The 19,864-nt window shown below is 70.3% G+C and carries 15 protein-coding genes; 5 read left to right on the top strand and 10 right to left on the bottom strand.

Annotated features, from left to right (window positions below):
• The first annotated feature begins 177 nt into the window (after positions 1–177).
• Positions 178–1,335 (top strand): acyl-CoA dehydrogenase, encoded by a 1,158-nt coding sequence (locus tag ACZ7MG_RS18580; RefSeq protein WP_471394782.1) that lies wholly within the window; start codon positions 178–180, stop codon positions 1,333–1,335.
• 103 nt (positions 1,336–1,438) lie between these two features.
• Positions 1,439–1,804 (top strand): four-helix bundle copper-binding protein, encoded by a 366-nt coding sequence (locus ACZ7MG_RS18575; RefSeq protein ID WP_471394779.1) that lies wholly within the window; start codon positions 1,439–1,441, stop codon positions 1,802–1,804.
• Between the two features lie 66 nt (positions 1,805–1,870).
• Here the strand turns inward: ACZ7MG_RS18575 and ACZ7MG_RS18570 are convergent, their stop codons facing one another.
• Positions 1,871–3,151, bottom strand: coding sequence for an LCP family protein (locus tag ACZ7MG_RS18570; RefSeq protein ID WP_471394776.1), 1,281 nt, complete (start codon positions 3,149–3,151; stop codon positions 1,871–1,873).
• A 150-nt stretch (positions 3,152–3,301) separates the two neighbouring features.
• A complete protein-coding gene (locus ACZ7MG_RS18565; RefSeq protein WP_471394773.1) occupies positions 3,302–4,741 on the bottom strand; it encodes an LCP family protein in 1,440 nt (479 codons plus the stop codon).
• Positions 4,742–4,906: 165 nt separating this feature from the next.
• On the opposite strand from ACZ7MG_RS18565, the gene ACZ7MG_RS18560 reads away from it, so the two are divergent.
• On the top strand, positions 4,907–5,965 hold the full coding sequence (locus ACZ7MG_RS18560; protein ID WP_471394771.1) for a glycosyltransferase family 2 protein: 1,059 nt from the start codon (positions 4,907–4,909) through the stop codon (positions 5,963–5,965).
• Between the two features lie 79 nt (positions 5,966–6,044).
• Here ACZ7MG_RS18560 and ACZ7MG_RS18555 read toward each other — a convergent pair whose 3' ends face one another.
• From ACZ7MG_RS18555 to ACZ7MG_RS18540, 4 genes are all read right to left on the bottom strand, one after another.
• Positions 6,045–7,739, bottom strand: a complete 1,695-nt coding sequence (locus ACZ7MG_RS18555; RefSeq protein WP_471394769.1) for an LCP family protein — start codon at positions 7,737–7,739, stop codon at positions 6,045–6,047.
• 265 nt (positions 7,740–8,004) lie between these two features.
• Positions 8,005–9,756: an LCP family protein gene (locus ACZ7MG_RS18550; protein WP_471394765.1), complete on the bottom strand. Its 1,752-nt coding sequence runs from the start codon at positions 9,754–9,756 to the stop codon at positions 8,005–8,007.
• A 245-nt stretch (positions 9,757–10,001) separates the two neighbouring features.
• Complete coding sequence (locus tag ACZ7MG_RS18545; protein ID WP_471394762.1) at positions 10,002–11,198, bottom strand: LCP family protein; 1,197 nt, start codon at positions 11,196–11,198, stop codon at positions 10,002–10,004.
• A gap of 235 nt (positions 11,199–11,433) precedes the next feature.
• Complete coding sequence (locus ACZ7MG_RS18540) at positions 11,434–12,189, bottom strand: TIGR03089 family protein (protein WP_471394759.1); 756 nt, start codon at positions 12,187–12,189, stop codon at positions 11,434–11,436.
• Between the two features lie 120 nt (positions 12,190–12,309).
• Between ACZ7MG_RS18540 and ACZ7MG_RS18535 the strand changes: the two genes are divergently transcribed.
• Both ACZ7MG_RS18535 and manB read left to right on the top strand, forming a co-directional pair.
• Positions 12,310–13,770, top strand: a complete 1,461-nt coding sequence (locus ACZ7MG_RS18535; protein WP_471395025.1) for a peptidoglycan recognition protein family protein — start codon at positions 12,310–12,312, stop codon at positions 13,768–13,770.
• 179 nt (positions 13,771–13,949) lie between these two features.
• The gene (manB, locus tag ACZ7MG_RS18530; protein ID WP_471394756.1) at positions 13,950–15,032 is read left to right on the top strand and encodes a mannose-1-phosphate guanylyltransferase; all 1,083 of its coding nucleotides are present in this window, start codon (positions 13,950–13,952) and stop codon (positions 15,030–15,032) included.
• Between the two features lie 246 nt (positions 15,033–15,278).
• Here manB and ACZ7MG_RS18525 read toward each other — a convergent pair whose 3' ends face one another.
• The 4 genes from ACZ7MG_RS18525 to ACZ7MG_RS18510 form a co-directional block, all read right to left on the bottom strand.
• Positions 15,279–16,280 (bottom strand): DNA-3-methyladenine glycosylase family protein, encoded by a 1,002-nt coding sequence (locus tag ACZ7MG_RS18525; RefSeq protein ID WP_471394753.1) that lies wholly within the window; start codon positions 16,278–16,280, stop codon positions 15,279–15,281.
• 151 nt (positions 16,281–16,431) lie between these two features.
• Positions 16,432–17,745: a coenzyme F420-0:L-glutamate ligase gene (locus ACZ7MG_RS18520; RefSeq protein ID WP_471395023.1), complete on the bottom strand. Its 1,314-nt coding sequence runs from the start codon at positions 17,743–17,745 to the stop codon at positions 16,432–16,434.
• Positions 17,746–17,756: 11 nt separating this feature from the next.
• Positions 17,757–18,716 (bottom strand): 2-phospho-L-lactate transferase, encoded by a 960-nt coding sequence (gene cofD, locus ACZ7MG_RS18515; protein WP_471394750.1) that lies wholly within the window; start codon positions 18,714–18,716, stop codon positions 17,757–17,759.
• A 58-nt stretch (positions 18,717–18,774) separates the two neighbouring features.
• Positions 18,775–19,278 (bottom strand): cysteine dioxygenase, encoded by a 504-nt coding sequence (locus ACZ7MG_RS18510; protein ID WP_471394747.1) that lies wholly within the window; start codon positions 19,276–19,278, stop codon positions 18,775–18,777.
• Positions 19,279–19,864: the final 586 nt, after the last annotated feature.

Below are 19,864 nucleotides of genomic sequence, written 5' to 3'. Positions count from 1 at the left end.
GAGTGCACGCGTGCACAGCTGCGTGGACGTGAGCATAGTCGGGGCGTGTTCGAGCCCCTCACCGGGCAGATTCCCCGCAGCCCGCCGCCTGTCGTCAAACTCACGTACCCGTCGCGCGGACAGGGCTCTAAAATTTGTGTTACTTAACGGTAGTTAGCGTCAGGAGCGTGAGAGACCTTGGCCGGATCGGCTGATTTCGACCTGTACCGCCCGTCCGAGGAGCACGACATGCTCCGTGACGCGATCCGTTCCCTCGCCGAGGCGAAGATCGCGCCCCACGCCGCCGCCGTGGACGAGGAGGCCCGCTTCCCGCAGGAGGCGCTGGACGCGCTGGTCGCCAACGACCTGCACGCCGTGCACGTACCCGAGGAGTACGGCGGCGCCGGCGCCGACGCGCTCGCCACGGTCATCGTGATCGAGGAGGTGGCCCGCGCCTGTGTCTCCTCCTCCCTGATCCCGGCCGTGAACAAGCTGGGCTCGCTGCCGGTGATCCTCTCCGGCTCCGAGGAGCTGAAGAAGAAGTACCTGGGCCCGCTCGCCAAGGGCGACGCGATGTTCTCGTACTGCCTCTCCGAGCCGGACGCCGGTTCCGACGCGGCCGGGATGAAGACCCGCGCGGTCCGCGACGGCGACCACTGGATCCTCAACGGCGTGAAGCGCTGGATCACCAACGCGGGCGTCTCCGACTACTACACGGTGATGGCCGTGACCGACCCCGAGAAGCGCTCCAAGGGCATCTCCGCGTTCGTCGTCGAGAAGTCCGACGAGGGCGTCTCCTTCGGCGCCCCGGAGAAGAAGCTCGGCATCAAGGGCTCCCCGACCCGCGAGGTCTACCTCGACAACGTCCGCATCCCCGCCGACCGCATCATCGGCGAGGAGGGCACCGGCTTCGCCACCGCGATGAAGACCCTGGACCACACCCGGATCACCATCGCCGCCCAGGCCCTCGGTGTCGCCCAGGGCGCCCTCGACTACGCCAAGGGCTATGTCCAGGAGCGCAAGCAGTTCGGCAAGCCGATCGCCGACTTCCAGGGCATCCAGTTCATGCTGGCCGACATGGCCATGAAGGTCGAGGCCGCCCGCGCCCTGACCTACCAGGCCGCAGCCAAGTCCGAGCGCGGCGACAAGGACCTCACCTTCCAGGGCGCCGCCGCCAAGTGCTTCGCCTCCGACGTCGCCATGGAGGTCACCACGGACGCCGTCCAGCTCCTCGGCGGCTACGGCTACACCCGCGACTACCCGGTCGAGCGCATGATGCGCGACGCCAAGATCACCCAGATCTACGAGGGCACCAACCAGGTCCAGCGCATCGTCATGGCGCGCAACCTGCCGTAACAAGGCCCTTCGGAGCGGTGGCGGAGGTGCGCGGGGAGGCGTAGGACGGAAGTGCGCGGGTCCGGTCCCGGACCCCGCACTCCCACCACCCCCAGGAGGAGCCATGACGCAGCACACCGGAGCCATGACCGCCATGAGCAAGGAGATGCAGGACTGCGTCAACGCCTGCATGACCTGCCACAGCATGTGCGAGGAGACCATGAGCTCCTGCATGCAGGCCGGCGGCCAGGCCCAGATGCAGATCATGCGCGCCCTGATGGACTGCGCCGAGATGACCCGTATGTGCGCGGACATGATGATGCGCCGCTCGCCGCTGTCCGCCGAGATGTGCGCGATGTGCGCCCGCGCCTGTGACATGTGCGCCGAGGCGTGTATGTCCATGCCGGACGATCAGCAGCTGATGCGATGCGCCGAGGCGTGTCGCCGCTGCTCCGAGATGTGCCGGACGATGGCGGGCGCGACCGCCTGACACCATCCACCCCATGGCTGAGGGGCACCCCGTCACGGGGTGCCCCTCAGCCGTGCGGTGGGCGGGTCAGTTGCCCGACACCGTCACCGTCTCGTCGTTCTTCAACTGCTCCACCAGCTGCTTCACCTTCGTGGTGTCCCACTGGAGGTTGCCGTTGGCGGCGTTGCCCGAGATCGGAATGTTCATCGACTTGCCGTCGCCGCCCGTCACGCCCTTCATCGCCCAGAACATGTCGGCCAGGTCGAACAGGCTCATGTCCTCGTCGACGATCAGGGTGTCCAGACCGGCGCTCATCGTCGGGTACAGCTTGAACGGGTTCAGCACCGTGCTCGGTGTCGCCGTCTGGCTGGCGAGGGCCGCGAGGAACTTCTGCTGGTTCTTCGTACGGTCCAGGTCGCTGCCCGCGAGGGCGTAGCGGGTGCGGACGAAGGCGAGGGACTGCTCGCCGTTCAGCGTCTGCTTGCCCGCCTCGAAGTTCGCACCGGACTTGGTGTCCTTCATGCCCCCCTTGGGGATGTCGATCTCCACGCCGCCGACCGCGTCGACGATGTTCGCGAAGCCCGCGAAGCCGATCTCCACGTAGTGGTCGATGTGCAGCCCCGTGTTGGCCTCGACGGTACGGACCAGCAGCTCGGGCCCGTCCTCCGCGTACGCGGCGTTCAGCTTCACCTGGCGGCCGGTGCCCTTGAAGGTCTTGCCGGACTCGGAGCCGACGAACGTCGGGATCTCGACGTTGGAGTCCCGGGGCAGCGATATCAGCGTCGGCCCGTTGGAACCGGTGTGCAGGATCATCATCGAGTCCGTGCGCTTGCCGTCGGCGGACCCGGTGTGGAGTTCCTTCTTCTGGTCGTCGGACAGGCCCTCACGGCTGTCGGAGCCGACGATCAGATAATTGGTGCCCTCGCCCGCCTCCGGCCGGTCGATGACCTTCGACAGGTCGACCTCGCGGTTCAGCTTGGAGTCGGCCCAGAAGTACGTGCCGATCGTCGTCGCCAGCACCACCACGGTGACCGTGATCGCCGTGAGCTTGATACGACGCCGCCAGTCCGGCGCGGGACGCCCGCCCCGGCCGCCGCCGTGGCCGTCACCGCCGCCACCGGCGCCGTAGACCTGGCCCGTGTTGTAGTCGCTGTTGTAGCCGCCGCCGTACTGGTCGGAGCCGTTGTTGCCGTAGCCGTCGCTGTACGAGTCGCCGTACTGGCCGCCGTACGCGGGCTGCTGGGGCACGCCACCCTGAGGGGGTGCCGACGGGCCGCGACGGACCTGGCGCATCACACGCGGACCATCGGGCTGGGCGTAGTCGCCGCCGCGGTTGTTGCCGGACCATCCCTCGGGCCAATCGTTCATGGGGCCCAGTGTGCCGGGTCCTGCTGTGTCCTTTACAAGGGTCGACGAAAAACCAGGGCAGTGCTGTTGCCAAGCTGACACAAATCGCACTCAAGTCGAACAGTGGTCAGGCTTCTCGAACAGCGACGGCTCTTCCGGCGACGGCTCTTCTCAGGCGCAGGACACCTGGTCGCCCCGTACCACCCCGGACTCGCCCCGCTCCGGGTCCTCGGCGCGTACCTTGCGGACGCCCTTGAAGTCCGTGCCGGCGACCACCTTGAGGGTGGGGCCCTGGGCGCGGACCGGGCGGAGCTTTGCGCCGGGGAGCGCGGCGGCGAGGGAGCGGGCCGAGCGGTCCCAGCGGGGGTCGTAGAAGACGAGGGTGCGGGTGACGTTCTGCTCGGGGGCGTTCACCGGAGTCTTCGTGGTGCGGAAGCCGGTCGCGGCCAGCTCACGGTCCATCTTCTTGCCGAGGCCCAGGACGGCGGTGCCGTTCTCGACCTGGACGCGGATCTGCTGCGGGGCCACGTCCACGAGGGCGTAGGTGCCGCGGGCCTTGAACGGCGCGAGGGGGCGGTCGTCGCGCAGGGCCCCGAAGAGCCGGGCCGACTTGGCGTCGTCCCACTTGAGCGTCGAGCCGATGCCCTTCACCGCGTACCCCATGCGCCCGATCGGCACGGTGGTGAACTCCGAGGACGCCGGTGTGAGGTTCCGCATCGCGCGGCCGAGGTCGATCAGCTCCCCGGTGCCGAACTCCTTGTCGGCGCGGACGGAACCGAGGACGGCCTGGGTGATGTCGCGGAACTTCATCGGGTTGAGCAGTACCCCGGAGGAGGTGGCCTGGGACATCAGGGACGCCATGAAACGCTGCTGCCGCTTCATCCGCCCGAGGTCGGAGGAGCCGTCGGCGTGCCGGGAGCGGACGTACTGCAGGGCCTGGCCGCCGTCCAGGTCATGGGTGCCGGCGGGCAGGTCGAGGCCGGTGTACGCGTCCTTCAGCGGGCGGGTGGTGCAGATCCGGACACCGCCGAGGACGTCGACGGTCCGCATGAAGCTGGTGAAGTCGACCTCGACGTAGTGGTCGATCTTCACCTTCGTCATGTGCTCGACCGTCCGCACGGTGAGCCCCGGCCCGCCCTCCGCGTACGCCGCGTTCAGCTTGACCGGGTGCGCCGGGTGCGTCTTCCCGGTGGTGCGGTCGGTGTGCTCGGGGACCTCGGCGTACGAGTCGCGCGGCAGACTCACGATGCTGGCGCGCTCCCGGTCCTCCGAGATGTGCACGATCATCATCGTGTCCGTGCAGTGGCAGGGGGCGCCGCCCAGCCGGTACTTGCGCCGCTCCTCCTCGCTGATCCGGTCGCGGCCGTCGGTGCCGACCAGCAGGACGTTCATGCCGTGGCCGGCCTCGGGGCGGTTCTTCATGTCCTTGAAGGCGTCGACCCGGGTGATCTCGTTGTCCAGGCGGGTCACCACCGCGTGCCCGATGCCCGCGGCGGCCAGCACCACCACCGAGAGCGTGGTCACCGCCCGCATGGCCCAGCTCCGCCGCCGGGGACGCACGGGAGGCCGGGGCTGCTGCGGACGGGCTGGGCGGCGGGGCGGTGTGGACACGGGGGACACCTCCGCGGGACCGGTCGGGGGAAGGGGGTGAAGAACAGGGAGAAGCCAGAGAACCCAGAGAACCTTGAGCACCGTAGGGTCCCGGCATCCGTGCCCCGCGCACGCGACCGGGCGGCGCGCGTTCGTGTCCCCCGTTCGCGGTAACGTGAGCCCCCTATGAACGCCAAGCCCGACGCGCAGCTCCCCGACCCGCAGCTCCCCGACGTGCCGCTCCCCGCCGTGTCCGTGATCATGCCCGTCCTCGACGAGGAGCGGCATCTGCGCGGAGCCGTCCAAGCGATCCTCGCGCAGGAGTACGCCGGCGAGATGGAGGTCGTGATCGCCCTCGGTCCGTCCAAGGACCGCACGGACGAGATCGCGGCCCAGCTCGTGGCGGAAGACCCGCGCGTGCACACCGTCCCGAATCCCACGGGGCGTACGCCCGCCGCGCTCAACGCCGCGATCAAGGCCTCCCGCCACCCGATCGTGGTCCGCGTCGACGGCCACGGCATCCTCTCGCCGAACTACATCGCCACCGCCGTACGGCTCCTGGAGGAGACCGGCGCGCAGAACGTCGGCGGCATCATGCACGCCGAGGGCGAGAACGACTGGGAGCACGCGGTCGCCGCCGCCATGACCTCGAAGATCGGCGTCGGCAACGCCGCGTTCCACACGGGCGGCCAGGCCGGTCCGGCCGAGACGGTCTACCTGGGCGTCTTCCGTCGCGAGGCGCTGGAGCGGCAGGACGGCTACAACGTCGAGTTCATCCGGGCCCAGGACTGGGAACTGAACTTCCGCATCCGCGAGGCGGGCGGCCTCATCTGGTTCTCGCCCGAGCTGCGGGTGTCGTACCGGCCGCGGCCCAGCGTGAAGGCGCTCGCCAAGCAGTACAAGGACTACGGGCGCTGGCGGCACGTCGTCGCCCGCTACCACGAGGGCTCCATCAACCTGCGCTATCTCGCCCCGCCGACCGCGGTGTGCGCGATCGTGGCCGGTGTCCTGGTGGGCGGCCTGCTGACGCCGCTGGGCTTCGTCATCCCCGGCGGCTATCTCGCGGCGATCGTCGCGGGCTCGGTCCCGGCGGGCAAGGGGCTGCCGCTCAAGGCCCGCCTCCAGATCCCCGTCGCCCTCGCCACCATGCACATGTCCTGGGGCTTCGGCTTCCTCACCAGCCCCAAGTCGCTCGCGAAGAAGGTCATCGCCTCCCGCCGCCCGGCGGTGCTGACCGAGAGCTGAGCACACCGAACGCATGAGCAGGGCCCCTCACGACACGATCACGTGAGGGGCCCTGCTCATGCGCGTACGGCTCGCGTGGTCACCAGGTGAACGCCGGGTCGACCTCCATGCACGCCTTCTCGTTCGCTCCGTTGAGGGCGTCCGCCGACTCGGGTGTCGTGTCGTCCTCCTTCTCGGCCTCGTACGTCTTCCCCTCACGCCAGTCGGCGCCGACGACGAGGGTGACCCCGGAGACGTTCGTGGACTTCTCCACCTGGCTCAGCGGGATGCCGAGGGCCTTGGCGACCGCCTGGGCGTCGCCCTCCAGCTCGGCGCTCGGATAGCGCACGACCGTCTTGTCCTCGGTGACCGCGGTGGTCGCGTCGGACGAGGACTTGGCGAAGCCCTCCTCGACGAGCAACTGCGACACCGTGTGGGCGCGGCCGGCGACCGGGGCGAGCGTGGACGTCATGGTGCCGTTCAGCACCAGCACCCCGATCTTGTCCTTCGCCGCCGCCGGATCGTCGGAGGTCGCGTCCTCGGTGGTGGTCTTCTTCTTGTCCTTGCCGTCCAGTGCGATGTCCTCGCGCACCAGCCGGAACAGCTTCTCCGCGTCGCCCTCCTTGGGCACGACCCGGGCGCCGACGTAGGTGTACGGCATCGTCGTCATCGTGATCCGGGCCGGCTCGACCTTGCGCAGCTCGGTGCTGAGGTCGTAGAGGCCGGTCACCGAGCCGAGGCCCTCGTCGACGGTGAGCGCCTTCGTGGCCTCCTCGGCCAGGTTGCGCAGCTTGTTCGGGTTGCTGATCGTGGCGTTCTCGCGCAGCTCGCGGACCATCGCGTTCATGTACTGGTGCTGCGCCTTGGCCCGCGCGATGTCGCTGCCGTCCTCGAAGCCGTACCGGGTGCGCAGCCACTGCAGGGCCTGCTTGCCCTTGATGTAGGTGGTGCCCTTCTCCAGCTTCAGCCCCGAGCCCTTGCCCGTGCTGGTGTGCGAGTAGATGTTGTCGGTCACGCACACCGGCACACCGCCGATCGCGTCGGCCATCGACACCACACCGGAGAAGTCGACCATCATGAAGTGGTCGATCCGGATCCCGGTCAGCTCCTGCCAGGTGGCGACCGTGCAGCCGGGGCCGCCGCGGCGCAGCGAGTCGTTGGTCATCGCCGACGTGGAGGCCTCGTACACGTCGCCGTTGTCGGGGTCCGTGCACTTGGGGATGGGGAGCAGGGTGTCGCGGGGCATGCTGACGACCGACATGTTGGTGCGGTCGGCGGACAGGTGCAGCAGCATCTGCACATCGGCGAGCGGGGGGCCGTCGAAGGTCTCCCTGGCGCCGCCGAGCTTCTGGTTCTCCGCGGTGTTCCGCGCGTCCGAGCCGATGAGCAGGATGTTCAGCGGGGTCTGGCCGGCCGCGTTCGGCGTCGGCTCGGCGATCTTCGTCTCGCCGAGGTTCAGCTTCTCTTTCTTGATGTTGCCGTTGAGGTGCTGGAAGTAGACATAACCGGCACCCGCGGTGCCGAGTATCACGACCGCCAGAACCGTCGCCGACCAGCGCAGCGCCCGTCTGCGCCGGGGTCTCCCGGCGGCCTTCGTGCGCCCCCGCCCACCGCCGTCGCCACCGGCGCCGTCATCACCGCTCGGGCGCTTCCGTCCGCCCTGCTCGGGGACTCTGACATCAGCGTCGCCGTCCTCCGAGCCGGACGGCTCCTCCTGCGGCTCCAGGTCCCCGTCCTCGCCGGGTTCCTCGACGCGCGGTCGCCCCCCGTCCCCGCGCACGTCACTCCGTACCATCTCCCTGCCCCTCCCCACCCTGCAGTGGCGGGGCCGTCCCCGCCGCCTGTTGGACTGCCGAGACCCCGACTCGGATGTACTCATGTTCTGTTGAACGCGTCATGCGTGCCGTCCGGATGACATGACGTGACACGACGTGACATGACGAAGGCACCGAGAACCGACCGGCCGGGCGCGTCCTCGCGCCCGCCCGGCAGCCGTTGGTGGTGTACCGCCCGGAACCGCGCTCGCGTCCGGTAAGACGTGCCCTGACCCGCTCAGGTCATCAACTGGCGCACTTTTCCTTGTCCGCGGTGTTCTTCTCGACGTCCAGGTCCGCCGCCGACGTCGCGCTCAGCGACACCCCGGCACCCTTGAAGTCCTCGCCCAGGGTCAGCACCATCGAGGGCAGCCCTTGGGAGTTGGTCTCGCTGTTGCCCTCGCCGGGCTTCAGCGCGGACGCGGACAGCCCCATCAGATCGGCCAGCTTGCGCGCCTGGTCGGCCTGGTCGGAGTCGTACGCGAGGGTCGTCTTCTTCAACGTCTTGTCGGCATTGCCGAGCTGGCTCGACTTGGTCACGCCGACATCATTCTGCAGCCAGTTGAGAGTGGCCTGTGCGCTGCCGGCCTCGGCCCCGCCGTTGTAGACGCTCACCCGGACCTCGGAGGCGTCGGCGCGCGTGCCCTTGAGCTTCGCGGCCTCCTTCGCCTTGGCCTGCTTCTTCACCTCGGTGAGGGAGATGTCGTCGCGGATCGTCGAGAACAGCTGCTCGGCGCTCTGCGGCTTGGGCAGCACGGTCGCGCCGTCGGTGTTGTCGATGACCGGCACGGTGGTGAAGGTGATGTTCTTCGTGTCGACCTTGCCGACCTCCTTGCCGAGCGAGGCCAGCTTGTTGAAGTCGGAGATCGTGGAGTCGACGGACAGCGCCTTGGTGGCGGCCTCCGCGAGGTCCACCACCTTCGTCGGGTCGGTCAGCGTGTCCTTGGACTTCATCTGCCGGATCATCGAGCTGAGGAACTGCTGCTGCAGCTCGATCCGGCTCAGGTCGCTGCCGAGGCCCACGCTGTAGCGGGTGCGCAGGAAGGCCAGCGCCTCCTCGCCCTCGATGGTGTGCTTGCCGGCGCTGAGGTCCAGCTTGGACTTGGAGTCCTTGATGTCCTTCGCCAGACAGACCTCGACACCGCCGATGGCCGTGGAGAGCGTCTTCACCGCGTTGAAGTCGGCCACCATGAAGTGGTCCGACTTGATGCCGGTCAGCTCCTCCACGGTCCGCATGGTGCAGCTCGGGGTGCGGCCGTCCTGGCCGAGGCTCGTGTTGAACCGGACGTTGTTCGTGCCCGCGATGTTCTTCTTGGAGCCGTCCTCCTGCGTGGTCGGGCAGTCCGGGATGTCCACGATCATGTCGCGGGGGATGCTCATCGCGGTCGCGTTCGTACGGTCCTTGGAGACGTGCAGCAGGATCGTGGTGTCGGCGTGGCCGACGCTCTCCTTGTCGCCGTAGCTCTCGTTGCCCGCGCCGGTCCGCTTGTCCGTGCCGATCACGAGCAGGTTGATCGCCCGGTCCTTGCTGAAGCCGCCGGTGCCCGCGCCGTCGTCCGCGATCTTGTCAATGTTGTCGTTCAGGTGCTGGATGTACAGATAGCCCGCGGCGCTGATCCCGACCAGCAGGAAGGCCAGTGTGCCGCCCGTCCACACCAGTATCCGCTTGCCCGTGGACTTCTTCGGCTTGGCCTTGGCCTTGCCCCGGCCGCCCCGGCGACCCGGCAGCGGGTCCTCCTCGGGGGCGCCCCGACGGCGCCGGGGGCCCGGCAGCGTGTCGGGGATCTCCCGGGTGTCCGTGCCCACCGACGCGGAACGCGTGGTGGTGCTCGTCGCCCTGGCGCCCGCCGCCGCTGGTGCGGCCCGGCGCGGCCTCGGCACCGCCGATTGCGGTGCGGAAGGACTCAGTCGCAGTTCGTATTCACCGGTGCTCGGGTTGAGTACCCACTGGTCTGCGGGGTCGATGTCGTCCGCCCGCCCACGGCCTTGCGCGTCCACGGTTGTCTGATTCCTCCGTCGGGGCCACGCGGCGCCTTCCCCCTCAAAAGACGCTCGGGTCTCGATGCAAGTGGTGCGCGACCGAGAAGGCCTGACGCACCGGATCGCTCACACTAGCTGCCCGATCACGCGTCAAGCGACGGCGGTGACAAATTGCACGTCCCTACAACTGGGCAATCTGCCCATTTCCTAGAGCATTTGTTCCTTGTGTTGACGTGGGTTTTACCTGGAGGTCCCTGCCCAGGTCACCCGCAGTCCTCCTCCGCGGCCGTACTGCCGCGGAAAGTCGGCATCGGATCCGGCGTCCCGGAGAGACTTCCCGAAAGCTCTTCCGTATCCCCTTCCCGCATCCCCTCGGGCAGTTCCCCCGCCACCGCCAGGGGTGCGTCAGAGCGCAGCCGCGCGAAAAGGCTCCGCGCCGCGGGCTCGACGAGCTCGTCACGATTGGCGTCGTACGCATATGACTTCCGCGGAACGGTCAGGAACTGCACCTTTTCCATGGGAATCGTTCTCAGCCCGCGCACAAGGTCGTAGAGCCCGCGCAGACTCGCCAGTCCCGGGTCCGTGGTCAGTGACGACGTGGCCGCGTCCAGCACCGGATACAGCTTCACCGGATTCAGCAGTACGCCATTGCTGCGCACCTTCGTGACCAGCGCCGCGAGGAAACGCTGCTGCCGGTCCATCCGCTCGGTGTCGCTGCCGTCCCCCAGCGACTTGCGGGCCCGCACATACCCCAGCGCCTGCTCGCCATTGAGCTTCACCCTGCCCGCCGGGAGCCGCAGTCTGGCCTGCTTGTCGTGAATGGGTTCGGCGAGGCACACCTGGACCCCGTCGACGGCGTCGACCATCTCCTTGAAGCCGCTGAAGTCGACGACGACGTGATGGTCGATCCGGATGTCGGTCATCCGCTCGACCGTCCGAATGGTGCAGGCCGAACCACCGTTCTGGAAGGCGTAGTTGAACATGGTGAACACCGGTTCGGTCCGACGTCCGTCCGGTCGCCGGCAGCTCGGTACGTCCACCATCAGATCCCGCGGCAGCGACACCGCGGTCGCGCTGCGCCGGTCCGCCGCGAGATGCAGCAGGATCGTCGTGTCCGACCGCTCGGTGCCCGAGTCCCGCCCGTACTCGGCGTTCCCGTCCCCGGACCGCGAGTCCGACCCGATCACCAGGATGTTCTGCGCGCCCCGTACCAGCGCCGTCGGCCGCTCCTTCTCGTACCGCGCCAGCTCGTCCGCCGCCGTCCGGTCCGAGGTGATGTTCCCGTCCAGCTTCCGGTACGCCACCCACCCCGCCCCCAGGGCCGCGACGAGCACCAGCGCGGCCCCGCCCCCCGCCCACCGCACCCACCGCCGCCGGCGCCGACGCCCGAGCCCGGCCCCGGTGGGCGTTCCCCCCACACCGGGCCCCAGCCCACGCACCCTGCCTCCGACGTCGTCCACTTCCGGCCACCCCTCACCGTCGTACGAGCGAGTCGCTGCTCCTACGACGATGGCGCGAGAGACACCGAGGGGCGGCCGGGACTAGGCCGAACGGGGGACGGGGTGCCTTGTGGATGGGGCTGAGGGCAACCGCGCCCTTTTGGGGGCGCGGGGAACTGCGCGAGAAGCCCCACCGGCCGGCAGGCGCCTCACCACCGCACCCCGAACGGCGTCACCGCGTCCTCAAGTCACCCCATCACCGCGAGACCGAAGTAACCCGCTCACTCTCGATCCGCTTGGCCAACGCATCCTCACCCAGCTGCCCAAGATGCCGACACAGCACCACGGACCCCCCACTGGCAAGCGGCCCGTACAACCCGGCGGCAAGCCCTTCCCACGTGTCGTACGGCAACCCCGACAGCACCCGCGCCCCCGGCCCCGTCAGCCCGAGCCCGGACGCCTCCGCCCGAGCCCGCTCCACGACCTCCGCCCCACTGAACTCCCGCCCGGCCACGACCAGCGCCGCCTCCTCGGGATCCACCGGCGCGTAGGCCACGAACCGGTCCCCCTGCGACGGCACCTCGACCGCGTAGTCGGCGAACCCGGCAGGCGCCTGCGGGAACCGCCCCCCGAGCGGCCGCAGCGCGAGCGCGATCCGCTCCCCGGAGCACGCGCGGGCCGCGTCCAGCGTGTCCGGCCCGCTCACCACGAGATCGGCCGCCGCCGGATCCCCGCCGACCTCGGCGACGACGCCCACCGACGAACAGGCCAGCAGCCACACCGCCGTCTGCCAGTGCGCGGGCAGCAGCAGCGCGACCCGGTCGCCCGGCTCCGCGGACAGCTCGCCCTGAAGGAGGTTCGCGGTCTTGGCCACCCAATTGGCGAAGGTGGCCACGGACAATTCGACCCGCTCGCCCGTGGCGTCGTCGTAGAAGGTCACCAGGGGGCGGGCGGGATCCGCGGCCAGCGCGGATCGCAGCAGGTCGGCAGGGGTGCGGTCGGTGGCGTTCACCCGCGTAAGCGTACGCGGGGACCGCTCGCCCGCGGTTCCCGGGCGGACCGGAATCGCCACCGGTTCGGCGGAGCGAGGCCGACGCCCCGTCAATTCCGGGATGGACAGATATGTATGACTATGTCCAGGATCGGACACATGCGTAGATCACGATTCCTCGCGTCCTCGATCGGCGTCACCTGCGCGGCGGCCCTCGCCCTCCCTGCGGCACTCCCGGCGACGGCATCCGCGGCGACCCCGACGGACTCGTCCTCCACCGCACTCCTCACCCCGGCGAGAGCCTCGGCCCCGACCGGCCGGCTCGCGCTCGCGCCCGCGTCCGGCAGCACCCAGTCGCTCCCCCTCGTCCCGCTCGGCGCGGACCGCAACCTCGGCCCGGCCGCCGCCGAACAGGGCCTGGGCAAGCGGGACGTCCGGTCCTTCTCCCTGGTCGGTGTCGTCTGGGACGACCCGGACACCGAACTCCAGGGCCGCGTCCAGGTCCGTACCCGCGCCAAGGACACCGCCCGCTGGTCCGGCTGGCAGGACGTCGAGACGCACAACCACGAGCACGCGGCCGACCCGGACACCGCCGAGCGCTCCTCGGGCCGCGTACGCGGCTCCACCGCCCCGCTGTGGGTCGGCGAGTCGGACGGCGTCGAGGTCCGCGTACGCGCGGAGACCCAGGGCCGTACGACCGCTCCGGGCGTCCAGATGCTCCCGGACGGCCTACGTCTGGAGCTGGTCGACCCCGGCTCGGGCATCCCGGAGGGCGCGGCGGGCCCGGAGTCCGTGACGGGCGCCGCGCAGACGGCGGCGGAGCCCCCGCCGGTCGGCACCGTGGACACCCCGCGCCTGGGCACGCTGACTGCGGAGTCGGCGGCCGCCTCCGCCGTCAACGCCGATCTCGCACCGCTCGGCGCCACCACGATCCCGGCGCTGTCGCGCAAGGAGACGGTGGAGCGGCTGGCGAACGTGGCACCCGGCGCGAAGCCGTACATCGGGCCGCGCCCGAAGATCGTCACCCGGGCCGGCTGGGGCGCCGACGAGAAGCTGCGCGAGCGCGACTTCCGCTACACCACCCGGGTCAGCGCGGCCTTCGTGCACCACACGGCATCCGGCAACAACTACAAGTGTGCGCAGGCCCCTTCCGTCATCCGCAGTATCTACCGCTACCACGTGGTGAGCAGCGGCTGGCGGGACATCGGCTACAACTTCCTCGTCGACAAGTGCGGAAACATCTACGAGGGGCGCGCGGGTGGTGTCGCGAAGCCCGTCATGGGTGCCCACACGCTCGGTTTCAACACGAACAGCATGGGCATCGCGGTCCTCGGCAGCTACACGACCACCAAGCCGCCCGCGGTGGCGGTCAAGGGGATCGCGCAACTAACAGCCTGGAAACTCGGTCTTTACGGGGCGAACCCGAATGGCAAGACATACCTCACTTCGGGTGGTGGCAATCTCTACCCAAAAGGTAAGAAGGTACGACTGCACGTGATCTCCGGCCACCGGGACGGGTTCGCGACCGAGTGCCCGGGGGGGCGCCTTTACGGAAAGCTCGGTACGGCCCGCAAGGACGCCGCCCGCTATCAAGGCCGATAGCGCGACGGCAAGGTGAGGGGGGAGCCGGGGCGCGAGCCCCGGTCGAACACCAGCGACCGGCCGGACGTCATGCCAGACACGAACCTTCGCACGGCCATGAAGGCGCCATGGAACGGTCTGCATACACTGGCCGGTCGAATGACAGTTCGGCCGGTCCCGGCAGGAAGCAGAGACGACAGGTGACAGAAGCGATCCTCCTGGTCGGCGGCAGAGGCACCCGGCTGCGCCCGCTCACGGTGCACACCCCGAAGCCCATGGTCCCGGCGGCCGGAGTCCCCTTCCTCACGCACCAGTTGGCGAGAGCGAGGGCGGCGGGAGTCGACCACATAGTTCTCGCCACCTCCTATCTGGCCGAGGTCTTCGAACCTCACTTCGGCGACGGCTCCGCCCTCGGCCTCCACCTCGAATACGTCACGGAGGAGGAGCCCCTGGGCACGGGCGGCGCGATCCGCAACGCCGCCTCGCATCTCCACTCGGGCCCCGAGGACCCCGTCCTCGTCTTCAACGGCGACATCCTCACCGGCCTGGACATCCGCCGCCTGGTCGCCACCCACGAGTCCACCGGCGCGGACGTCTCCCTCCACCTCACCCAGGTGACCGACCCCCGCGCCTACGGCCTCGTCCCCACCGACGACACGGGCCGCGTCCTCGCCTTCCTGGAGAAGCCCCAGACCCCCGAGGAGATCGTCACCGACCAGATCAACGCGGGGGCCTACGTCTTCCGCCGCTCGGTCATCGACACGATCCCGGCGGGCCGCCCGGTCTCGGTGGAACGCGAGACGTTCCCGGACCTGCTGGCGGCGGGCGCCCACCTCCAGGGCATGGTCGACTCCACCTACTGGCTGGACCTCGGCACCCCCGCGGCCTTCGTCCGCGGCTCCGCCGACCTCGTCCTCGGCCGCGCCCCGTCGCCCGCCGTCCCCGGCCGCTGCGGCGACCGGCTCGTCCTGCCCACCGCCCGGGTCGCGGGCGACGCCAAGCTGACCGGCGGCACGGTGGTGGGCGAGGGCGCGTTCGTCGGCGAGGGCGCCCGCGTCTTCGGCAGCACGGTCCTCGCCGGCGCGGTCGTCGAACCCGGCGCCGTCATCACCGACTCCCTCATCGGCGCCCGCGCCCGCATCGGCGAACGCTCCATCCTCACCGGCGCGGTCGTCGGCGACGGCGCGATCGTCGGCGCCGACAACGAACTCCGCACCGGCGTCCGCGTCTGGTGCGACGCCCAAATCCCCACGGGAGCGCTCCGCTTCTCGTCGGACCAGTAGCCGGGGGCACGCTGTCGGCTGCCGGCCCGGTGGGGCTTCTCGCGCAGTTCCCCGCGCCCCCAGAAGAACCAGGCCCCTGCGGGCCTGGAAGACCAGCCCTCCGCGGCCTGAAAGGCGACCGGCGGCGGGTCTGAAAAGCAGTGGGCGCAGCCCCTGCTTTTCAGGGGCGCGGGGAACTGCGCGACCAGCCCCCACCGGACCCGCACTCGACAACGCACCCCGCGCGGAGCGCAAACGCGGGGTGCTCTACAACCGCCCGATGTCCCCCCGCCTCATCCGCGGCGCACGCCGCCCCGGCACACGCCCCGACAACAACACCAACCGCGCCGCCCGATGTCGCTGCCCCGCATACGGCTCCAGCAACGCCAACATGACGGAGTCATCCGCATCCCGATCCCCCGCCAACGCGAACCCCACGATCCCCGGCAGATGCAGATCCCCCACGGTCACCTCGTCCGCCGCCCCATGACTGCGCTGCACGGTCTCCGCCGACGTCCAAGGCCCGATCCCCGCCACCAACTCCAACCGCGCCCGCGCCTCCACCGGCCCCATCCCCACGGCCTCCTCCAGCCGCCCCGCCACCCGAACCGCCCGCAGAATCGTCGACGCCCGCTTGTCGTCGACCCCGGCCCGATGCCACTCCCAGGACGGGATCAACGCCCACTCCCGAGCCGTGGGCATCACGAACATCCCCGGCGGCACGGGCCCCGGCGCCGGCTCCCCGTACTTCCGTACGAGCAGCCGCCACGCCCGGTACGCCTCGTCCGTGGTGACCTTCTGCTCCAGCACCGACGGGATCAACGACTCCAGCACCAGCCCGGTCCGCGTCAGCCGCAACCCGGGCCGCCGCCGCCAGGCCATCGCCACGACCCGATGCCGCGGCACGAAGACCTCCGGCTCGTCCAGCGCCCCGAGCAGCGCGGGCACCCGATCGAGCAGCCACTCACCGCCGGGCCCCCACGCCTCCGCCTCGACGACCCCACCGCGCAGCGCGACCCGCAGCGTCCCGGCCCCGACCGGCGTACGACTGGCCCGCCACACGGACCCGTCCGGCACCGCCCGGAAGGTCGGATCCCCGGGCCCCCGCCGCAACGGCCCCAGCACAAGCCCCAGATCGAGCGCCCCCTCAGGCCCCCAACTCCGCCGCCTCCCGGCCGCCGAAGCCTGCCGAGGCACCCCACCGGGCACGACGACCTCCCCACCCCGCACAGTCGTACGAGTGGGCCGCTGAGGAAAACGTCCGGCCAAGAGAAGGTCCTAGTCAGAGATGCGGTGCCCCTATGAGCCTAGGGGGCCTGCACGTTTTCAGGGGCGCGGGGAACTGCGCGATCAGCCACGACACACCCGCACCCGCCGACGCACCCGCACCCCCGAACCAATAGGCGTCCCGGTCCTCCCGTCACCGCACCTCGACAAAAGCCTCCGCATCCCGCTCCCCCCGAGCCGGAGGCGCCCCGGCCGCATGCCCCACAGCCACCGCCCCCATCGGATCCCACCCCTCCGGCAGCCCCAGCACCTCCCGCACGACCTCCCGGCAGAACATCGTCGAGGACACCCACGCCGACCCCAACCGCTCCCCGGCCAGCGCGACCAGGAAGTTCTGCACGCCCGCCCCGGCGGCGACCACGAACATCTCCCGCTCCGCGCCGTCCCGCCGCGCGTCCCCGTAGTGGTGCGAGCCGTCCATCACCAGACACGGCACCACCAGATACGGCGCGTGGCGCAGCACGTCCCCGCGCCGCACCCGCTTCGCGATCGACTCCTCGCTCTTGCCGTCCCGCCGCAGATCCGCGATCCACGCGTCCCGCATGGCGTCGAGCAGCCGTACCCGCGACTGCTCGGACTCCAGCAGCACGAACCGCCACGGCGTCGTGTGGTGCGGCGCCGGCGCGGTCACCGCGGCGGCCACGGCCCGCCGCACGGCACCCGGGTCGACCGGCTCGTCGGTGAACGCCCGGACCGTACGCCGCTGGGTCACCGCGAGCCGTACGGCCTCGGAGGTGCCGAGCCGGAACATGTCGTCCGCCGCGCCCCGGACCAGCGCCCGCGTCCCCTCACCGTGGTCCTCGCCCACCACGTGCCCGAGCCCCCGGACGACGGCGACGGGCAGCCCGGCGGCCTTGCCCTTGACCAGGTCACCGGCGGCGGCCAGCTCGTCACCGGTGGCGACGACGGTCGCGCTGAGGGGATGGCCGTGCGCGTCGGTGCCGCCCCGCAGATCGTCGAGGACACGCACCCCGGCGGCCCCGATGGCGACGTCCGTCAGCCCACTGCGCCAGGGTCGCCCGAACGTGTCGGTGACGACGACCCCGACCTCGATCCCGAGCGCGTCCCTGATGCCGTCCCGGATCGCCCGCGCGGAGGCGTCGGGGTCCTCGGGCAGCAACAGCACGGTCCCGGCGGGCGTGTTGGAGGCATCGACCCCGGCGGCGGCCATGACCAGCCCCTGCCGGTTCTCCACGATGCGCAGCGCCCCGCGCCGGGCCACCACCCGTACGGTCTCGGCGTCGATCGCGGCCTCCCGGTCGGCCGCCTCGACGATCCGGCCCTCCGCCTTCGACACGATCTTGGAGGTGACGAGCAGCACGTCCCCGTCGATCAGTCCCGGTTCGGCGGCGGCGATCAGCTTGGCGAGGTCGTCCCCCTCCCGCACCTCGGGGATCCCGGCCAGGGCCCAGACGCGGTACCCGCCACCGGGCGTGACTCTGTTCATGACGTCCTCGCTCACGCGCCCCGCACCTCTTCCGCCAGCGCCAGCGCCTCGCGGGCCATCTCCGCCGTGGCGTCCAGGTCGGTCATCATCAGCGGCACGGCCCGGCACCGTATGCCCGCGCTCTCGACGCGCTCCACGACGCCCGCGTCCACGGTGTCGACCAGCCAGCCGTCGAGCAGCCCGGAGCCGTAGTGCTCGGCGACGGCGGCGGCCGTCGACTCCACGCCGACGGCGGCGAGGACCTTGTCGGCCATCCCGCGCACGGGCGCGTCGCCGACGATGGGGGAGAGGCCCACGACCGGCACCCCGGCCTCGGCGATGGCCTCCCGGATGCCGGGCACGGCGAGGATGGTGCCGACGGAGACGACGGGGTTGGACGGCGGGAAGAGGATGACGTCCGCCGCGGCGATGGCCTCCAGGACCCCGGGCGCCGGCTTCGCCTGCTCGGCGCCGACCGGCACGATCGCCTCGGCCGGCACGGAGGCCCGCAGCCGCACCCAGTACTCCTGGAAGTGGATCGCCTTGCGCTCACCGTCGATCGCGACGGCGACATGCGTCTCGACGCGGTCGTCGGTCATCGGGATCAGCCGCACCCCCGGCTTCCACCGGTCGCACAGCGCCTCGGTGACCGCGCTCAGCGGATACCCGGCGCTGATCATCTGCGTCCGCACGATGTGCGTGGCGAAGTCCCGGTCGCCGAGCCCGAACCACTCGGGCCCGACGCCGTACGCCGCGAGCTCCTCCTTGAGGTGGAAGGTCTCGTCGGCCCGGCCCCAGCCCTGCTCCTCGTTGATGCCGTCGCCGAGGGTGTACATCACCGTGTCGAGGTCCGGGCAGACCTTCAGCCCGAAGAGGTGGATGTCGTCCCCGGTGTTGCCGATGACCGTGATGTCCGCGTCCGGCACGGCCCGCTTCAGACCGCGCAGGAACCGGGCACCACCGATGCCGCCTGCCAGAACCACAATGCGCATGGAAGCAGTCTCGCAGGCGGGTACGACAACGGGCCGCCCGCCCGCGACCACGGCCGGATCAGACCGTGACGGCCGCCGCCTCCGCGCCCGCCGCGCAGGCCTTCGCGTGCATCGGCATGTCCGTGAGGCCCGGGTAGTAGACGTGCAGACTGATGGCCGGTTCCAGCGTGTCGTTGACGACCTCGTGCGCGTACCCCGGCGCGAACACCCGCTGCGCGCCCGCGCCGAGCACGCGCGTGCCTTGGTCGGTGCGCTCGGTCAGCGTGCCGTCGAGCACCGTCAGTACGCCGGAGGAGCCCCCGTGGTCGTGCAGTCCGGTGCCCTGTCCCGGCAGCCAGGACAGCAGCCACACCTCGTATCCGGGCCCGGTCGCCAGCCGGTGGTACCAGCGGGTGGTCGCGTCGTACTCGACGAGGTGCTCCCAGCGGGAGCGGTCGTCGGCCAGGGAACGGGCCAGGCCGGCGAACTCGGCCACGGTGGCGGGGTGTTGGCGCGGCGCCTGGAGGAGGTGCGGTACTTCGAGAAGGTCGCCGGCGATCTGGAGGTCGCTGTCGCTGTTCATGAAGTGAGGTGGTCCTCGACGATGAGTGCGTGGGGGAGGGCTGGGTGTGTCGCGTGAAGCAACAGAAGAAACGACGGCCGAGCCCGAACGGGCTCAGTGGCAGCCGGAGCGAGTGAGGCTCAACAGCTGGGACAGCAACAGCTACAGCGACGGCGAGCAGCACCGAGGGACCCGGCGGTGCGGGTCGAGGTGAGTGCCAAGTGCGCGAGCATGCCCACAAGGACATCGGTTCACACCTCTGCTGTCAACTTCGCGTCCGGTATGTGGATGGCCGTTCACCTCTTCCGGTGCATCCGTGCGGCGAAAGGTTTGTGCGTGGGGTGTCGGGGACACATGGCGCACAACCCGGAACGAGTGAGTCGGATCGAGCCGGAACGAGATCGAACTCCTGGGCGTCTTTCCTCGTAGGGAAGGGTGATCCGGTGAGAACTCCCCACTGGCACCGCACTGCTGTCAGGGTTTATGCCGATTTGAACACTTTCCGCATAGCCTTGGTTCCGCAGAGTGAATAAGGGGCTCAATAGCAGATCTCGGCTTGACTCGCCCGTAGCAGCACACTTGTAATTTCACTCGTGTCGTTCAGCCG

The sequence above is a fragment of the Streptomyces sp. NPDC107538 genome, from assembly GCF_055657445.1.
Note: the sequence above shows the minus strand (reverse complement) of the source record. Positions and strands in the feature narration are given on the sequence as shown.